This is a genomic window from Sphingomonas sp. GlSt437 (assembly GCF_048015635.2).
Lineage (GTDB): Bacteria > Pseudomonadota > Alphaproteobacteria > Sphingomonadales > Sphingomonadaceae > Sphingomonas.
Window position 1 is genome coordinate 1,900,580 of sequence record NZ_JBPGYA010000001.1, and the last position, 17,034, is coordinate 1,917,613.

Below are 17,034 nucleotides of genomic sequence, written 5' to 3' on the forward strand. Positions count from 1 at the left end.
AAAAGGCGAGGATCGATCGAGCAAAACGCATGGTCATTCCTTATTCCGCCGCCTCACTCTCGGGTGGCATGTTATGGCCTAGCAGCCGCAGCACTTTCGCCGCAGCCTCGACCAGATTGGTGCCAGGGCCGAAAATCGCCTGGACACCGGCCTCGCGCAGGAACTCATAATCCTGCGCGGGGATGACGCCGCCGGCGATGACCTTGATGTCGGCGCGGCCGGCATCTTTCAGATGACCGATCAGTTCGGGGATCAGCGTCTTGTGGCCGGCTGCGAGGCTGGAGGCGCCGACGACGTCGACATCGCTGTCGATGGCGAGCGCGGCGGCCTCGGCGGGGGTCTGGAACAGCGGGCCGGGCACGACCTCAAACCCCAGATCGCCGAACATGCTCGACACCAGATTGGCGCCGCGATCATGCCCGTCCTGCCCCATTTTGGCGACAAGCATGCGGGGCTTGCGGCCCAGGCGACGCTCGGTGGCGGCGACGCCTGATTGCAACAGCGCCCAGCGCGCATCATCGGTATAGGCGCCGCCATAGACGCCGCTGACCGGCGTCGGGCTGGTCGCATAGCGGCCGAACACATCTTCCATCGCGGCGGAGATTTCGCCGAGCGTGGCGCGGGCGCGAGCGCAGTCGATGGCGCGGGCGAGGAGGTTGTTGGCAAATCCTCCCCCGCCGGGGGAGGTGGCAGCCGCGCCAGCGGCTGACGCGTGTGGCGATCCCCCTCCACCAAGCTGCGCTTGGTTCCCCTCCCCCTGGGGGGGAGGATTTTTGTGCCGCGCGGCATCGCGCAGCGCCTCCAGCGCCGCCTGGCACGCGGCCTCGTCCCGGCCCGCTTTCACCCGGTTGATCCGGGCGATCTGCCCTTCGCGCACCGCGTGATTGTCGACTTCCAGAATGTCGATCGGGTCCTGCTCGGCGAGCCGGTATTTGTTGACGCCGACGATCACGTCCTCACCGCGATCGACTCGGGCAGCACGCGCGGCGCTGGCTTCCTCGATCATCGCTTTGGGCCAGCCCTTGGCGACCGCCGCTGCCATGCCGCCCTCGGCCTCGACGCGCTCGATGATTTCCCAGGCCTTGTCGGCCAGTTCCCTGGTCAGCGCCTCGACATAGTAAGAGCCGCCCAGCGGATCGACGACCCTGGTGATGCCGGTTTCCTCCTGCAGCACGATCTGGGTGTTGCGGGCGATGCGCGCGGAGAAATCGGTGGGCAGCGCAATCGCTTCGTCGAGCGCGTTGGTGTGGAGCGATTGTGTGCCACCGAGCGCCGCTGCGAGGGCCTCCACCGTAGTCCGGATGACGTTGTTGTAGGGGTCCTGTTCCTGCAGCGACACGCCGCTGGTCTGGCAATGCGTGCGCAGCATTTTGGAGCGTTCGTCCTTCGCGCCAAGCTCGGTCATCACCCAGTGCCACAGCAGCCGTGCCGCGCGCAGCTTGGCCACTTCCATGAAGAAGTTCATGCCGATCGCGAAGAAGAACGAGAGCCGCCCCGCGAACGCATCGATGTCAAGCCCTGCCGTCATCGCCGCCTTGGCGTACTCACGGCCGTCGGCGATGGTGAAAGCCAGCTCCTGCACCTGCGTCGCGCCGGCTTCCTGCATGTGATAGCCGCTGATCGAGATGCTGTTGAACTTCGGCATATGCGCCGAGGTATAGGCAATGATGTCCGCTATGATCCGCATCGATGGCTCGGGCGGGTAGATGTACGTGTTGCGGACCATGAACTCCTTGAGGATGTCGTTCTGGATCGTGCCGTCGAGCTGATCCTGCCGCACGCCCTGTTCTTCGCCCGCCACGATGAAAAAGGCGAGGATGGGGATGACCGCGCCGTTCATCGTCATGCTCACCGACATCTTGTCGAGCGGGATGCCGTCGAACAGGATTTTCATGTCGTCGATGGTGTCGATGGCGACGCCTGCCTTACCGACATCGCCGGTGACGCGGGGATGGTCCGAGTCATAGCCGCGGTGCGTGGCGAGATCGAACGCCACCGACAGTCCCTTCTGCCCGGCGGCGAGATTGCGGCGGTAGAAAGCGTTCGATTCCTCGGCGGTCGAGAAGCCGGCGTACTGCCGGATCGTCCACGGGCGCCCGACATACATGCTGGCGCGCACGCCGCGCATGAACGGCGCGAAGCCGGGCAGACCGGGGTCCCAATCGGCGATATCCTCGGCGGTGTAGAGCGGCTTGACGGTAATGCCCTCAGGCGTGTGCCAGCTGAGGTCGGCGCCCTTCACTTCCTTGGCGGCGAGGGCTTGCCAGTCGGCGATTGATGGTCCCGGAGATTTCTTGTCGGTCATCCACCTGCCCCTAACCTGCCCCGTGCTCGCTGAGTAGGGCCTAAGCGCAGTTGAAGGCCCTACTCAGCGTGAATGGCTTTGGCTAGACGGGCGGTGTCTCGCGTTGGCGCGGTTCGCGTCATCCCAGCGTAAGCTGGGATCGCTCAATGGACTGCGACCCCAGCTTTCGATAGGGTCGCAGGCGTGTCTTACGCGCCGTTAAACACCGGCTCGCGCTTCTGGAGGAAGCTGATCGCGCCCTCGCGTGCATCGGCGCTGTCGCCGGCGATTGCCTGGCGGTCGGCCTCGGCCGCCATCGCGGCGGCGTAATCGCTTTCCAGCGCCGCCGCGATCCCCTGGCGCATCAGTCCCAGCGCCAGCGTCGGGCCGCGCGCGAGCCGCTCGGCGAGCGCCATCGCTTCGGCGAGCAGTTCCTCGTCATTCACCGCCTTATAGATCAGGCCCCATTCGGCCGCCTTGTGCGCGGGGATGCGCTCGCCCAGCAGCATCATCTCGGTCGCACGTGCCTTGCCGACCAGCCGCGTGAGCATCCAGCTCGCGCCGCCATCGGGCACCAGGCCGATATTGACGAAGGCCTGCAGGAAATAGCCGCTATGCCCGGCGATGCAGAAATCGGCGGCGAGCGCCAGGCTGCAGCCGATACCGGCGGCCGGCCCTTTCACCGCGCTTACCACCGGCACGCCGAGCCGCGCGATCTTGAGCATCGTTGGGTTGTAGCTGCCATTGAGCGAGCGCTGCGCGCGCTCCCCGCCCGTGGTCGCGGCCCCGTCGCCGCGCCCGGCAAGATCGGCGCCGGAGCAGAAAGCACGGCCTTCGCCGGTGAGCAGCACCGCGCGCGAGCCATCGAGATGATCGAGCGCATGGCCGATCTCCTCGAACATCTGCGGCGGCGCGGCATTGAGCCGATCCGGCCGGTTGAGAGTGATCACCAGCACATCGCCATGCCGTTCGGCGCGGATCGTCTCATAGGTCATTGGCAAGCCCCCTGGGGAAGGTTTCAGCTGTTTGAGTATGCCCGTTAGTCGAGCTATAGGCAACGTGTCCGCTACGTTTGGAAAATCGGGTATGGTGAGCCGATAACGCTACGGCAGCGCCGCTCCACACCCCGCTTGTGTCAATGCGCGTCTTTCGGCGTTTCCATAATCTCGGTCAGCACGCCGCCCATATCCTTGGGATGGACGAAGAAAATCAGCGTGCCGTGCGCGCCGAGTCGCGGCTCGCCGAGCACTTTGCAGCCCTTGGCCTCAAACCATGCCTTGGCTTCGTGGATGTCGGGCACTTCATAGCAGAGATGGTGCTGCCCGCCCGCCGGGTTCTTCTCGAGAAAGGCGCGGATGGGGGAGGCGTCGCCCAAGGGCTCGATCAGCTCGATCTGGCTGTTGGGGGTGTCGACGAAGCAGACGCGCACGCCTTGCGCTGGGAGGTCGAACGGTTCGCGGATCACCTCGGCGCCCATCACGTCGCGGTAGAAGGCTATCGAACCGTCGATCGAGGGCGTCGCGACCCCGACATGGTTGAGGCGGCCGAGTTTCATCCTTCGATCCTTGGCGTCGCACCGCCTTGGCCGCTGCGCGTCATTTCGATCATCGTTTCGATGCGGATGACGCGCTCGTTGATGTTGCCCACCTTGGAGGTCACCGTGCGCAAATCGTCGGCAACGGTGCGAATATCGGATCGTAGGCCGTCGATTCGTTCCTGCATGAGCATGACATTTTTGAGCGCGCTGAAAGCGTCGCCGACCGTGCTCATCGCGCGCCCATTTCGCGCAGCATGCGATCGACATCGGCATGAGTCTCGCGCAGCGTTGCGCTCATTTCGTCGAGCGACGCTTCCATGCGAGGCAGGGCGGCGTTCACTTCATCGACGAGCGCCGCAAGCTCGGTCTCGCCCGCGCCAGTGGGGGCGGCCATGTAAAGGCTGGTCGCCTCGCGTACGACATGGCCAACGGACTTGCCGTTCCGCCGCGCGAACGCGTCAAGCGCCGCCTTATGATCGCGGCTGGTGAGAAAGGTTACGCGCTCGGTCTGCATGGCTGCTCCTTATCATGTGATTATAAGGTGTAGCCGAGTTTCACACAAGCAGGCCAACCCTGCTCACAACGGAATATTATCATGCTTCTTCCACGGGTTCTCCAACTGCTTCCCCCGCAGCTTGCGCAACCCCAGCGCCACCCGCCGCCGCGTTGAGTGCGGCAGGATCACCTCGTCGATGAACCCCTTGCTCGCCGCCACGAACGGATTGGCGAAGCGCGTTTCATATTCCGCCGTCCGCTCGGCGATCTCCTCGGGCGTTTTCCCGCGGAAGATGATCTCGACCGCGCCTTTCGCCCCCATCACCGCGATTTCGGCGGTCGGCCAGGCATAGTTCAAGTCGCCGCGCAGATGCTTGGACGCCATCACGTCATACGCGCCGCCATAGGCCTTGCGGGTGATGACGGTGATCTTGGGCACGGTCGCCTCCGCATAAGCGAACAGCAGTTTGGCGCCGTGCTTGATGATGCCGTTGAGCTCCTGCGCGGTGCCGGGGAGGAAGCCGGGCACGTCGACGAACGTCACGATCGGGATTTCGAACGCGTCGCAGAAGCGCACGAAGCGCGCTGCTTTCTTGGACGAATTGATGTCGAGCACGCCCGCCAGCACCATCGGCTGGTTGGCGACGATGCCGACGGTGCGCCCCTCGATCCGGCCGAAGCCGATGATGATGTTGGCGGCGTGGGTCGGCTGGATTTCGAAGAAATCGCCCTCGTCGACTGTCTTCCGGATCAGCTCGTGCATGTCATAGGGCTGGTTGGCGCTCGCAGGCACCAAGGTGTCGAGGCTGTCTTCGATGCGGTCCCACGGGTCCGACGACGGCCGCTCAGGCACCGCCTCGCGGTTCGAGGCGGGCAGGAAATCGATGAAGTCGCGCGCCGCCAGCAACGCCTCGATATCATCCTCAAACGCGACGTCCGCCACGCCGGATTTGGTGGTGTGAGTGATCGCGCCGCCCAGTTCCTCCTGCGTCACGATCTCGTTGGTCACCGTCTTCACCACATCGGGGCCGGTGACGAACATGTAGCTTGAGTCCTTCACCATGAAGATGAAGTCGGTCATCGCCGGCGAATAGACCGCGCCGCCGGCGCATGGCCCCATGATCAGGCTGAGCTGCGGGACGACGCCCGAGGCGAGCACATTACGCTGGAACACCTCGGCGTAACCGCCGAGCGACGCCACGCCTTCCTGAATGCGCGCACCGCCCGAGTCGTTCAGGCCGATCACCGGCGCACCGACCTTCATCGCCATGTCCATGATCTTGCAGATTTTCTGCGCGTGCCGCTCGCTGAGCGAGCCGCCGAACACGGTGAAGTCCTGGCTGAACACGAACACCAGCCGCCCGTTGATCGTGCCCGATCCGGTGACGACGCCGTCGCCCGGCACGATCTGCTCGGCCATGCCGAAATCGGTCGAGTTGTGCTCGACATACATGTCGAGCTCTTCGAACGAGCCCTGGTCGAGCAGCACATCGAGCCGTTCGCGCGCGGTGAGCTTGCCCTTGGCATGCTGCGCGGCGATGCGCTTCTCGCCGCCGCCCAATCGCGCCGCCGCCCGCTTTTTCTCGAGTTCCGCGATGGTCGACGACATGGCTTGCGCATCCCCTGTTGTGTGGGATCCCTTTTCCAAGGAATGCCGGGGAGCGCAAGCGCGAGCGCTCGACTGGCAATTTGGCGCGCCATCCCCTATGTGCGCCGGCCATGCTGGACAGCGTTGCCCCGCCGATGCCCATCCCCGGGCATATCGACCCCGTGCCCGTGCCGCGCGTTGCGCCGGTGCGCGCCGATGGGCGCGTCGATCTGGTCGGGCTGTCGAAGGACGCGATCCGCGCCGCGCTCAGCGATGCCGGCATGGAGCCCAAACAGGCGAAGCTGCGCGCCAAGCAGTTGTGGCACTGGATCTACAATCGCGGCGTGACCGATTTCGCCGCGATGACCGACATCGCCAAGGCACAGCACCCGTTGCTCGCCGAGCGTTTCGTCGTCGGGCGGCCTGAGGTTGTCGAGGCGCAGGTCTCGACCGACGGCACGCGCAAATGGCTGCTCCGCGCGCCGGACGCGCAGGATTACGAGATGGTGTTCATTCCCGATGCCGATCGGGGAACATTGTGCGTGTCGAGCCAGGTCGGCTGTACGCTCAATTGCCGCTTCTGCCACACCGGCACGATGCGGCTCGTCCGCAACCTGACCTCCAGTGAGATCGTCGGCCAGGTGATGCTGGCGCGCGATGCGCTGGGCGAATGGCCCTCCAGCCCCGATGGCCGCCTGCTCACCAACATCGTGATGATGGGCATGGGCGAGCCGCTCTATAATTTCGACAGCGTTCGCGATGCGCTGAAGATCGTGATGGACGGCGACGGCCTCGCGCTCAGCAAGCGGCGCATCACGCTCTCGACCAGCGGCGTCGTGCCGATGATGGCGCGCGCGGGCGAGGAAATCGGGGTGAACCTGGCGGTGTCGCTCCACGCCGTCACCAAGGACATTCGCGACGAGATCGTGCCGCTCAATCGTAAGTACGGCATCGACGAGCTGCTCCAGGCCTGTGCCGATTATCCTGGTGCCAATAATGCGCGGCGCATCACCTTCGAATACGTCATGCTGAAGGACAAGAATGACAGCGATGCCGATGCGCGCGAGCTCGTTCGCCTGATCCGCCAGTATAAGCTGCCCGCCAAGGTGAACCTCATTCCGTTCAACCCCTGGCCCGGCGCGCCGTACGAATGCTCGACGCCAGAGCGGGTGCGCGCGTTCAGCAACATCATTTTCGAAGCGGGTATCTCCGCCCCCGTACGCACGCCACGCGGGCGGGACATCGATGCGGCGTGCGGGCAACTCAAGACCGCGGCCGAACGCAAGAGCCGCGCCGAGCTCGATCGGCAGGCCGAAGAAAAGCTGGCGGCGCTCAGCTGATGCTGGAGCCGGCTCGCCGTGCGCTGGTCGGGCAAGTCGTCGCACTGTTCAACGATGCCGCCAAGGGCGAGCGCCCGATCGAGCGCTCCGCCGAGGCGCTGATCCCGCCCGGCTCGGTCGCCTGGCGCGTCCATGGCGACGTCGCGACGATGATGATCGGCGGCATCGCCGCTTTGCTACTCCATATGCTCCACCCGCTCGCGCTGGCGGGCGTGTGGGACCATAGCAATTTCCGCCGAGACCTGATCGGCCGGTTGCGCCGCACCGCGCGCTTCATCGCGATCACGACTTATGGCGCGCGCGGCGATGCCGAGGCAGCGATCGCGCGGGTGCGGGCAATCCATGCGCGAGTGGCGGGCGTTACGCCGACGGGCGAGGCGTATCGCGCCGACGATGCGGCGCTGCTTGCCTGGGTGCATGTCGCCGGCGCGATCATGTTTCTCGATAGCTGGCGCCGCTATGGCGAGCCGCTGATGAGCCGCGCCGATCAGGACGCCTATTTCGCTGACGTTGCGCCGATTGCGCGGTTGCTCGGCGCCGATCCGGTGCCAGTCACGCGGGCGGAGGCCGAGGCCCTGGTCGAGAAGTTCCGTGGTGAGCTGACCCCGTCCGATCGCAGCCGCGAGGTCGCGCGCATCATCACCCGCCACCAGCCCGCCCGATTGCGCGACTTGCCGCCCCAGGCGGTAGCGACTCAAGCCGCAGTCGATCTGCTGCCGCCCTGGGCGCGCGCGATGCACGGCCTCGACGGATCGGGCCTCGCCCGCCCGGCGATCGACCTCGCCGCGTTCGGCATGGCGTCGGGCTTGCGCTGGGCGTTTGCGGGCGCGCGTTAGTCGGTCGACAGCGTCGCTCCGGGCGGGCAAGGGGCGGATGATGATCCTCACTTTCCTCCCCCTCCTCGCCGGCTTCATCGGCGGGACGATGAACGCGCTGGCGGGGGGCGGCACGTTCGCGACGCTGCCGGCGCTGATCTTTGTCGGTCTGCCTGCCAATGCCGCCAACGCGACCTCGAATGTCGCGCTGCTGCCTGGTGCTGCGACCAGCGCCTGGGGGTTTCGCGACGAGCTGGCGCCGATCGGTGGGGTGGGCATCAGGACGCTGAGCGTCATCACCTTTGTCGGCGGGCTGGCGGGTAGCGTGTTGCTGGTGCTGACGCCGAGCCGGACGTTCGATTTCATCATTCCCTGGCTGCTGCTGATCGCGTTTCTGGTGATTGCATTCGGCAAGCGCGCGGCGGCGTGGCTGCATGACCGGGTGACGATCGGTCGCCCGACGCTGATGGCGGCGCAAGGCGTGCTCGGCATTTATGGCGGCTATTTCGGCGGCGGCGTCGGTTTGATGACGACGGCGGTCTATGGCCTGCTCGCCAACGTCTCCCCCCGCGCGCTGTTTGCGCCGCGCACGCTGATGCTGGCGATCGCCAATCTGGCAGCGGCGCTGGTGTTCGTGGGCAGCGGGCTGGTGCGCTGGTGGGCGTGCCTGCCGATGCTGGTGGGGGCGATTCTCGGCGGCTGGGCGGGCACGCATATCGGCAAACGGCTGCCCGCCGGGGTGGTGCGGGCGTGGACGCTAGGGGTGACGGCAGTGACGACCGTGGTGTTTTTTGTCCGGGTTTATGGGTGAGGTGCGCCCCTTCCTGGAAGGGAGGGGCTTAGAGCGGCGGCGCACACCCAAACTCCTCCCCCATTGGGGGAGGTGGCATGCGCAGCATGACGGAGGGGGAGGAAGTCGCTCGTGCCGTTGGGCGTCCTACCCCTCCACCAGCTTCGCTGGTCCCCCTCCCCCTGGCGGGGGAGGATTGAGGGCCGCTACGCCGCGAATGCCTCGGGCGCCAACGCGTAGAGCACGTCTGCCGGGGCCATCGCCGCCGCTTTCAGCCCCAGCGCTTCGGGCACGATCTGCTCGACATAGAAGCGCGCGGTTGCCTGCTTCATCTTGAGGAACTCCGGGTCGCCCTCGGCGCTCGCCGCGATGCGGCCCATCCGCTCCATCAGCCAGCCGCAGGTCGCGACCGACAGCATCGTCAGAAATGGATAGCTCGCCGCCAGGCGATCATCGACCTCCACCGTCAGCAGCCGCCGCGCCACCTCCTCGCAGGCATCGATCAGCGCGCTCAGGCCCGCATCGCGGGTATCGCCGCGCATCTCGGCCAGATGCCGCAGCACGACGCCGCCATTGTCCATGCTGAGCTTGCGGCCGACCAGGTCCGCTGCCTGGATGCCGTTGGTGCCTTCATAGATCGGCGTGATGCGCGCATCGCGGAAGAATTGGGCGACGCCGGTTTCCTCGATATAGCCCATGCCGCCATGCACCTGCACCGCCAGGCTAGCGACTTCATTGCCGAGATCGGTGCCGTGCGCCTTGGCGAGTGGGGTGAACAGATCGAGCCGCTGTTGCGCGCCCTCGAAGCCCAGCGCCGCCCGATCGACCTCGCCTGCAGCAAGGTACACGAGCGCCCGCGCGGCCTGGGTCTGCGCTTTCATCCGCATCAGCATGCGGCGGACATCGGGATGCTCGATGATCGCGACCGGCTCGCGCCCGCCTCCCGCGCGGGCCGACTGGATGCGGTCGCGCGCGTACCCGACTGCGATCTGCGTCGCCGCCTCCGCAATCTGCACGCCCTGCAGGCCGACATTCAGCCGCGCGTTGTTCATCATCGTGAACATCGCGCGCATGCCGCCGAGCTCCGGCCCGATCAGCTCGCCGACGCACTCGCCATTATCACCGAACGAGAGGACGCAAGTCGGCGAGGCGTGCAGGCCCATCTTGTGCTCGATCGAGACGACGCGAACATCGTTGAACGCGCCCGGCTTGCCCTCGGCATCGAGCCGGCATTTGGGGACGAGGAACAGCGACAAGCCCTTGGTTCCCGGCGGCGCATCGGGCGTGCGAGCTAGGACGAGGTGGACGATATTCTCGGCCATGTCGTGGTCGCCGAACGAGATGTAGATTTTCTGCCCCGAGATCGACCACTTGCCATCGGCGCGCGGCTCGGCCTTGGCGCGGACGGCACCGACATCGGAGCCGGCCTGCGGCTCGGTCAGGTTCATCGTCCCCGTCCACGCGCCGGTCGCGAGGTGCGGCAAATAGAGCGCCTGCTGCTCAGGCGAGCCGTGATGGCCAAGCGCCTCGATCGCGCCGACGGTCAGCGTCGGGCATAGTGCAAAGCCCATATTGGCGGTGCCGAGCGTATCGAGCACTGCGGTCTGGATGGCGAACGGCATGCCCTGGCCGCCGAACGCCTCCGGCACGCCGATCGTGCCCCAGCCGCCTTCGACATAGGCCTGGTAGGCTTGCGCATAGCCGGCGGGCATGACGACGCCAGCTTCCGTCCATTTCGCACCGACGGTGTCGCCCACGCGGCGCAGCGGCTCCCACTCGCCGGCCGCGAACGCGCCGACGCCTTCCAGCACCGCATCGATCACGTCATGGCTCGCATTGGCAAAGCGTTCGGTCGCGCCGAGCTCGGCCACTCGGACGATATGGTCGAGCACGAAACGCTGGTCGGCAATGGCGGCGGCAAACGGCACGGCGGCGATCCTCTCTTGTCGCAAGAACGGCCGCGCTATAGCGCCGGGTGATGATGACGCCAAATCCCGAGGTGCCGACCCAAATCCTGCCCTATGGCCGCGCCGCTATCGCGCGGGCGGCAAAGGAAATCTTGGCGGGCGGCATGGTCGCGGTGCCGACCGAGACGGTCTATGGCCTGGCGGCGGATGCGACCGATGGCGCGGCGGTGGCGCGCATCTATGCCGCCAAGGGGCGGCCGAGCTTCAACCCGCTGATCGTGCATGTGCCCGATATCGCCGCCGCGCGCGCGCTGGCGGCGTTCGATCACCGCGCCGAGCTGCTCGCCCATGCTTTCTGGCCCGGCCCGCTGACCTTGGTGCTGCCGATGCGCAGCAGCGCGCCGATCGCGTCCTTGGTGACCGCGGGGCTGGAGACGGTCGCGATCCGCGTGCCGATGCACCGGGCGATGCGCGCGCTGTTGAAAGCGACCGGGCGTCCGCTGGCGGCGCCATCGGCCAATGCGTCGGGCTCGATCAGCCCGACCCGCGCGGCGCATGTCGTGCAGTCCTTAGGCGGGCGCATCCCGCTCGTCATCGATGATGGGCCGACGCTGAAGGGTATCGAATCGACCATCGTGCGCGAGGCATTCGGCACGACGCGCATCCTGCGTCATGGCCCGATAACGACGGATCAGGTGCTGCGCGCGCTCGCCGATCCGACCGGCCGGATCGAGCGCTTCGACCTGGGCGAGGACGCGCCCGACAAGATCGAGGCGCCGGGCCAGATCCTGACGCATTACGCGCCAAGGAAGCCGCTGCGCATCGGCGCGCCGCGCGCGGCGGCAGACGAATATATGATCGGCTTCGGCCCGACGCCGGGCGACGACACGCTGTCGGCGACCGGCGATCTGGAAGAAGCCGCCGCCCGCCTGTTCGACGCGCTCCACCGGGCGGATGCGAGCGAGAAACCCCGCATCGCGATCGCCCCGGTGCCGATCGACGGCATCGGCGAGGCGATCAACGACCGGCTGAGAAGGGCGGCGTATTGGGGTGACCAAGGCTGAGCGAAGGCCGTCACCCCGGGCTTGACCCGGGGTCCCGCTGCCTTTGCCGTCGTCGAAAAGAAGCGGGATCCCGGCTCAAGGCCGGGATCACGGCAGGAATTTACCGGATATTGTTGGCTCAATAACCAATTTGGCGTTTGTTCTGATAGCGCTTGGCCCTCAAGCCCCCACCGCCGCCTTTGACCGCGCCGCGAAGCTCTTGCGCAGCTTGTTGATCTTGGGCGGGATGACCGCCAGGCAATAGGGGTTACGCTGGCCTTCGCCTTCCCAATATTGCTGGTGATAATCCTCGGCCGGATACCAGGTCGAGGCGGGCTCGATCGTCGTCACGATCGGTGCCGGCCAATCGGCCTGGGCGCGTGTGATGCCTTCGCGCGCGGCGGCGTCCTGCTCGGGTGAGAGGGGGAAGATCGCCGAGCGATATTGCGTGCCGACATCATTGCCCTGGCGGTTGAGCGTCGTCGGGTCGTGCGTCGCGAAGAAGATGTCGAGCAGGTCGCCATAGCTGATCTGCGCGGGATCATAAGTGATGCGGATCGCCTCGGCATGGCCGGTATTGCCGCCGCACACCTGCTTGTAGGTCGGGTTCGCCACCGATCCGCCGATATAGCCGCTCTCGACGCCTTCCACGCCGATCACGTCGTTATACACCGCCTCAGTGCACCAGAAGCAGCCGCCGGCAAAAATCGCCGTTTCGCTCGCCATTATCGAAACTCCTGAAGATTGTTACCCGCCATAGATAGGCTCGACGGCGCGCCACACAATCGGCATTAGCGCGGCTTATGAGCGATGCGGAGCGCGGATGATGCAAAAGGGTGCGGTGCTGGTGACAGGCGGCGCGGGCTATATCGGCAGCCATGCCGTGCTGGCACTGGCGGACGCGGGCTGGCCGGTCGTCGTCGTCGACAATCTAGTGACGGGCTTTGCCTGGGCGGTCGACCCGCGCGCGACTTTGGTCCAGGCCAATATCGCCGATGACGAGGTCGTCCGACGCACCATGCGCGAGCATAATGTGGTTGCGGTGATGCATTTTGCCGGATCGGTGGTGGTGCCGGAATCGGTCAGTGACCCGCTCAAATATTATCGCAACAACACCGCCGCGAGCCGATCGCTGATCGAAAGCGCGGTGGCATCGGGCGTGAAGCATTTCATCTTTTCTTCCACCGCCGCGACTTATGGGATACCCGATACCGTACCGATCGGCGAAGACAGCGCGACGCGGCCGATCAATCCCTATGGCATGTCGAAGCTGATGACCGAGATCATGCTGAAGGATGTCGCCGCGGCGCACCCGATCAACTATGCGGCGCTGCGCTATTTCAACGTGGCGGGTGCCGATCCGCACGGCCGCTCGGGCCAGTCGACCGCTGGCGCCACGCACCTCATCAAGGTCGCGGTCGAGGCGGCGACGGGCAAGCGCGACGGGGTGAGCGTGTTCGGCACCGATTTCGCGACGGCGGACGGCACCGGGGTGCGCGATTACATCCATGTCAGCGATCTCGCCGCTGCGCATGTCCACGCGCTGGAATTGCTGATCGCCGATCCGGGCACGAGCCACACGATGAACGCAGGCTATGGCAAGGGTTATTCGGTCAATCAGGTCTTGGACGCCGTCGACCGGGTGACGAACGTCAAGATCGAGCGCCGCTACGAAGGCCGCCGCGCGGGCGATCCCGATGCGCTGGTCGCCGACAACAGCCGCATCCTGGCGACGCTGCCCTGGCGCCCCGCTTATGACGACCTCGACCGCATCGTGACGGACGCACTGGCCTGGGAGCGCAAGCTGGGCGAGCGGACGGGCCGCTAATTTCCTTCATCAGCGCTTCCCCGGCGAAGGCCGGGGCCCAGTCCTGATCTAAGACGCGCGCGGGAGCGCGCCCTGCGCTACCGCGCAGGTTACTTACGGGGCTGGGCCCCGGCCTTCGCCGGGGAAGCTGGTGTAGATCAGTGGGGATCGAGAGCCCCGCGCCGCCCTAGAAGCTCTTGCTCACCCCGAAGAACAGCCCGCGCCGCGCCCCGAACTGCGGTGCGCCGACGCCGACGCCCGAGCCGTCGCGGATCTCATAGACCTTGTCGAGCACGTTGTTGACGTCGACGCGGACTTCGAGGCCGGCCTCCTTGAACTCGTGGCTCGCGGTCAGGTTGACGACGGCATAGGGCGGCAGCTTGTCGCCATTGGGCACAGCGCCCGCGCGCCGCAGCCCGGAGCCATAGATCACCGTGCCGCCGACATGGCTCGACGCGCCGATGCGGTAGGAAACACCGCCCGAGGCCGTCCAGGTCTGGTCATGATCGAGATAGATGAAGTGGTTGGCGATATAGGCGAAGTCGGCAGGGTTGAAGTTGAACTGGCCCGAGACGATGCCCTCGCCCTTCGCCTTGGCCCAGGCGAGGTTGGCATAAGCGACGAGCGGGCCGTGTTGGTAATTGATCGTGCCCTCAATGCCGTCGATGCGGCCATGCGCGTAATTGAACGGCGTCAGGATGATCGGTGCACCGAACTGGCCTTCATCGACCAGATTGCGCGAGCGGCGATGATAAGCATCGATACCGATCGTGAAAAAGCCGAGCTTCTGCTCCAATCCCACATCAAAATAATCCTGCCGCTCAGCGAACGGCACGGTGGCGAGCGGCGGGTTGACGCCGTCGTCGCCCGGCGCCTGCGCGCTGGTGCCGCGGAACAGCAACACGCTGGTCGCCGCGACATTGGCGAAGGGCGCGGGCGAGAAATAGCGCGCATAGCCGGCATGCAGCGTCAGCCCGCCGCCGGGCTGGAGCACGGCGTTTACGCGCGGGCTGAATTGCTGCTCCGACCGAAAGCCCTCATAGCGATCGAACCGGCCGCCGAAATTGATGGTGAGCGGCGCCCAGGGCTTCCACTCGTCCTGCAGATAGGCGCTGTAGGTGGTTTCGGTCGCGGCGTAATTGTCGGGGATGGTGATCGGCTGGCCGGTCTGGTTGCCAAGCGCGTCGACCGGGAAAACCTGGCTGGTCGTGCGGCTGTTGCTGCGATCGCGATTTACGATCACGCCGGCGCGCAGCGTGTGCGCGGTGCTGAGGCGATAAGCGCCCTCGATCTGGCCGCCAAAGGTGAAGTCTCGCTTCAACGCTTTCTGGGCAATGCCGTTGAACAACAGCTCGCCGGTTACATCAGGGGTGTAGCGCAGCTGCGAGTAGCGGACAAAGACCGAGGCCTGCAGCGTCAGCGGCCCGGCATCGTGCAGGAAGCTGCCAATGCCGAAGGCGGTCTGCTCGTGCTGGCGCTCATTGAGATTGTCTGACAGATAATCGGTGACGCCGCCGACATTATAGCCGTTGGTCGGGTGAAGCCCGCGCGGATCGGGGATCTGGAACGTCTGGTCCGAATAGCCGCCAATGAACGACACCCGGTCGCCCTCGCCCAGCGTGTGATCGAGATAGGCGAAGGCCTGATATTGATCGGACTTGTCGTGGACCGGTGTCTGCCCGGCATCGACTGCCTCAATCCCCAGATTGGTGTGGCGATAGCTACCGGTGACGAAATAATTGGTGCTGCCGCCCGACCCGCCATATTCGAAGCTCGGCGTGATCGTGTCGTGGCTGCCGCCGTAAACATCGACGCGGCCGCCATTCTGAAAGCCGCTCTTGGTGGTGATGTCGATAATGCCCGCAGTGCGCAGGCCATATTGCGCGGGCAGCGCGCCGGTGCGCAGATCGAAGCGGTCGACCAGGCGGGGGCTCAGCGTCTGGCCGAACACCGCGATCCCCTCAGGCAGGATCGTGCCGTTGATGCGATATTGCAGGTTGTTATGGTCATCACGGACGTGGAACTGGCCGAAACCGTCCTGCGTCACGCCGGGTAGCTGCAGCAAAATCTGGTTGAGCTGCTGGTTGTCGCCGCCGGGCAGCTCCTGAATCGCTTCGTTGGAAATCGTGTAGGTGGTCGCCCCCAGGCTCGGCTGGATCGAAGCGCGTGCCTTGTCGAGATGGCCCGTGACGACGATTTCCTTCTGCTTCTTTGCTCCGCCGTCCTGGTCTGTATCGGCTGCAGCGGGCGCTACATCCTGAGCGTGCGCCGCTAGCGGCGCGGCGAGCGCAAGTGCCACGGTCGAGAGAAGCAGGGTCTTCGTCATGGTGTGGGGCAACTCCGAACGGTACGTATCCGGCACGAATACAGGTGATGTGATAATATCTCAAGATCGACCCACCGCGTGGATCGGGCAGGTTAGCCGTGCTAGCCCTTGGCCGAGCATAGCTTGCGGAGAGATGAATGACGCGCCTTAGATCCTTGCTGTTCGTGCCCGGCAACCGGCCCGATCGAATGGAAAAGGCGGTCGCATCGGGCGCCGACGCGCTGATTCTTGACCTGGAAGATGCGGTCGCGGCCGACGCGAAGGCGACGGCGCGAGCGGCGGTGGCGGATTTCCTGACGGGCGAGCGGCGCGTTATCGTGTTCGTGCGCGTCAATCCGCTCGACAGCGGTCTCATCGCCACCGATCTTGCCGTGGTGCTGCCGGCGCGGCCGGATGGCATCGTGCTGCCCAAAGCGGAGGGCGCCGCCTCGCTCCGCCAGCTCGACGCGATGCTGACCGGCGATACGATGATCCTGCCGATCGCGACTGAAACGCCGGCGGCGATCTTTGGCCTCGGCAGCTATGGCGGGGTGACGACAAGGCTCTGCGGCCTGACCTGGGGCGCGGAGGATTTACCCGCTGCGATCGGCGCCACGTCATCGCGCGAAGCCGATGGCCGCTACACCCCGCCTTATGACGTTGCCCGCGCGCTCACCTTGTTCGGGGCGCATGCGGCCGGCGTGCCGGCGATCGAGACGGTCTATCCCGAGTTCCGTGACCTCGGCGGCCTCGCCGCTTATGCCGCGCGCGGGGGGCGCGACGGCTTCACCGGCATGATGGCGATCCACCCCGCGCAAGTGCCCGTCATCAACGCCGCCTTCAGCCCGAGCGACGCCGAGATCGCTCACGCCCGCCGCGTGGTCGCGTTGTTCGAGGCCAACCCCGGCGCCGGCGCGCTCAGCCTCGACGGCAAAATGGTCGATGCCCCGCATCTGAAAGCCGCGCGCCGCGTGCTGGCACAAGCAGAGTAAGGCCCACGCCCAGTCTCGCCCGTTGACCAGCGGCACACCGGCGGGCTAAGCGAACGCCACGCACCCGTAGCTCAGCTGGATAGAGCGCTGCCCTCCGAAGGCAGAGGCCACAAGTTCGAATCTTGTCGGGT

At 65.9% G+C, this 17,034-nt stretch carries 15 protein-coding genes; 6 read left to right on the forward strand and 9 right to left on the reverse strand.

The window, feature by feature from the left end:
- Positions 1-40: 40 nt before the first annotated feature.
- From scpA to ACLB0R_RS09490, 6 genes are all read right to left on the reverse strand, one after another.
- Positions 41-2,305, reverse strand: a complete 2,265-nt coding sequence (gene scpA, locus ACLB0R_RS09465; protein WP_416643001.1) for a methylmalonyl-CoA mutase — start codon at positions 2,303-2,305, stop codon at positions 41-43.
- A 188-nt stretch (positions 2,306-2,493) separates the two neighbouring features.
- A complete protein-coding gene (locus ACLB0R_RS09470; RefSeq protein ID WP_416643002.1) occupies positions 2,494-3,279 on the reverse strand; it encodes an enoyl-CoA hydratase-related protein in 786 nt (261 codons plus the stop codon).
- 140 nt (positions 3,280-3,419) lie between these two features.
- Positions 3,420-3,839 carry a methylmalonyl-CoA epimerase gene (gene mce / locus ACLB0R_RS09475; protein ID WP_416643003.1) on the reverse strand — a complete coding sequence of 140 codons (420 nt, stop codon included), beginning with the start codon at positions 3,837-3,839 and terminating at the stop codon, positions 3,420-3,422.
- Complete coding sequence (locus ACLB0R_RS09480; protein ID WP_416643004.1) at positions 3,836-4,054, reverse strand: hypothetical protein; 219 nt, start codon at positions 4,052-4,054, stop codon at positions 3,836-3,838. The genes mce and ACLB0R_RS09480 overlap by 4 nt, the downstream gene beginning before the upstream one ends.
- Positions 4,051-4,335: a hypothetical protein gene (locus ACLB0R_RS09485; RefSeq protein ID WP_416643005.1), complete on the reverse strand. Its 285-nt coding sequence runs from the start codon at positions 4,333-4,335 to the stop codon at positions 4,051-4,053. Before ACLB0R_RS09485 ends, ACLB0R_RS09480 begins: the two co-directional genes overlap by 4 nt.
- Positions 4,336-4,398: 63 nt before the next feature.
- Positions 4,399-5,925, reverse strand: a complete 1,527-nt coding sequence (locus ACLB0R_RS09490) for an acyl-CoA carboxylase subunit beta (protein ID WP_416643006.1) — start codon at positions 5,923-5,925, stop codon at positions 4,399-4,401.
- Between the two features lie 110 nt (positions 5,926-6,035).
- Here ACLB0R_RS09490 and rlmN point away from each other — a divergent pair, with 110 nt between their 5' ends.
- Genes rlmN through ACLB0R_RS09505 form a run of 3 tightly spaced genes read left to right on the forward strand, consistent with a single transcriptional unit; the run spans position 6,036 to position 8,870 of the window.
- Positions 6,036-7,244: a 23S rRNA (adenine(2503)-C(2))-methyltransferase RlmN gene (gene rlmN, locus ACLB0R_RS09495; RefSeq protein ID WP_416643007.1), complete on the forward strand. Its 1,209-nt coding sequence runs from the start codon at positions 6,036-6,038 to the stop codon at positions 7,242-7,244.
- Entirely contained in the window at positions 7,244-8,080 is an 837-nt protein-coding gene (locus ACLB0R_RS09500; protein WP_416643008.1) for an oxygenase MpaB family protein, read from the forward strand. The genes rlmN and ACLB0R_RS09500 overlap by 1 nt, the downstream gene beginning before the upstream one ends.
- Positions 8,081-8,120: 40 nt before the next feature.
- Complete coding sequence (locus ACLB0R_RS09505) at positions 8,121-8,870, forward strand: sulfite exporter TauE/SafE family protein (protein ID WP_416643009.1); 750 nt, start codon at positions 8,121-8,123, stop codon at positions 8,868-8,870.
- 185 nt (positions 8,871-9,055) lie between these two features.
- On the opposite strand, the gene ACLB0R_RS09510 is transcribed toward ACLB0R_RS09505, so the two are convergent.
- Positions 9,056-10,777: an acyl-CoA dehydrogenase gene (locus ACLB0R_RS09510; RefSeq protein WP_416643010.1), complete on the reverse strand. Its 1,722-nt coding sequence runs from the start codon at positions 10,775-10,777 to the stop codon at positions 9,056-9,058.
- Positions 10,778-10,827: 50 nt separating this feature from the next.
- Between ACLB0R_RS09510 and ACLB0R_RS09515 the strand changes: the two genes are divergently transcribed.
- Positions 10,828-11,820, forward strand: a complete 993-nt coding sequence (locus ACLB0R_RS09515) for an L-threonylcarbamoyladenylate synthase (protein ID WP_416643011.1) — start codon at positions 10,828-10,830, stop codon at positions 11,818-11,820.
- A 159-nt stretch (positions 11,821-11,979) separates the two neighbouring features.
- Here ACLB0R_RS09515 and msrA read toward each other — a convergent pair whose 3' ends face one another.
- A complete protein-coding gene (msrA, locus tag ACLB0R_RS09520; protein ID WP_416643012.1) occupies positions 11,980-12,525 on the reverse strand; it encodes a peptide-methionine (S)-S-oxide reductase MsrA in 546 nt (181 codons plus the stop codon).
- Between the two features lie 100 nt (positions 12,526-12,625).
- Between msrA and galE the strand changes: the two genes are divergently transcribed.
- Entirely contained in the window at positions 12,626-13,627 is a 1,002-nt protein-coding gene (gene galE, locus ACLB0R_RS09525) for a UDP-glucose 4-epimerase GalE (protein ID WP_416643064.1), read from the forward strand.
- Between the two features lie 166 nt (positions 13,628-13,793).
- Here the strand turns inward: galE and ACLB0R_RS09530 are convergent, their stop codons facing one another.
- Positions 13,794-15,932, reverse strand: coding sequence for a TonB-dependent receptor (locus ACLB0R_RS09530; protein WP_416643013.1), 2,139 nt, complete (start codon positions 15,930-15,932; stop codon positions 13,794-13,796).
- A 137-nt stretch (positions 15,933-16,069) separates the two neighbouring features.
- Between ACLB0R_RS09530 and ACLB0R_RS09535 the strand changes: the two genes are divergently transcribed.
- Positions 16,070-16,903 carry an HpcH/HpaI aldolase/citrate lyase family protein gene (locus ACLB0R_RS09535; RefSeq protein WP_416643014.1) on the forward strand — a complete coding sequence of 278 codons (834 nt, stop codon included), beginning with the start codon at positions 16,070-16,072 and terminating at the stop codon, positions 16,901-16,903.
- Positions 16,904-17,034 lie beyond the last annotated feature (131 nt).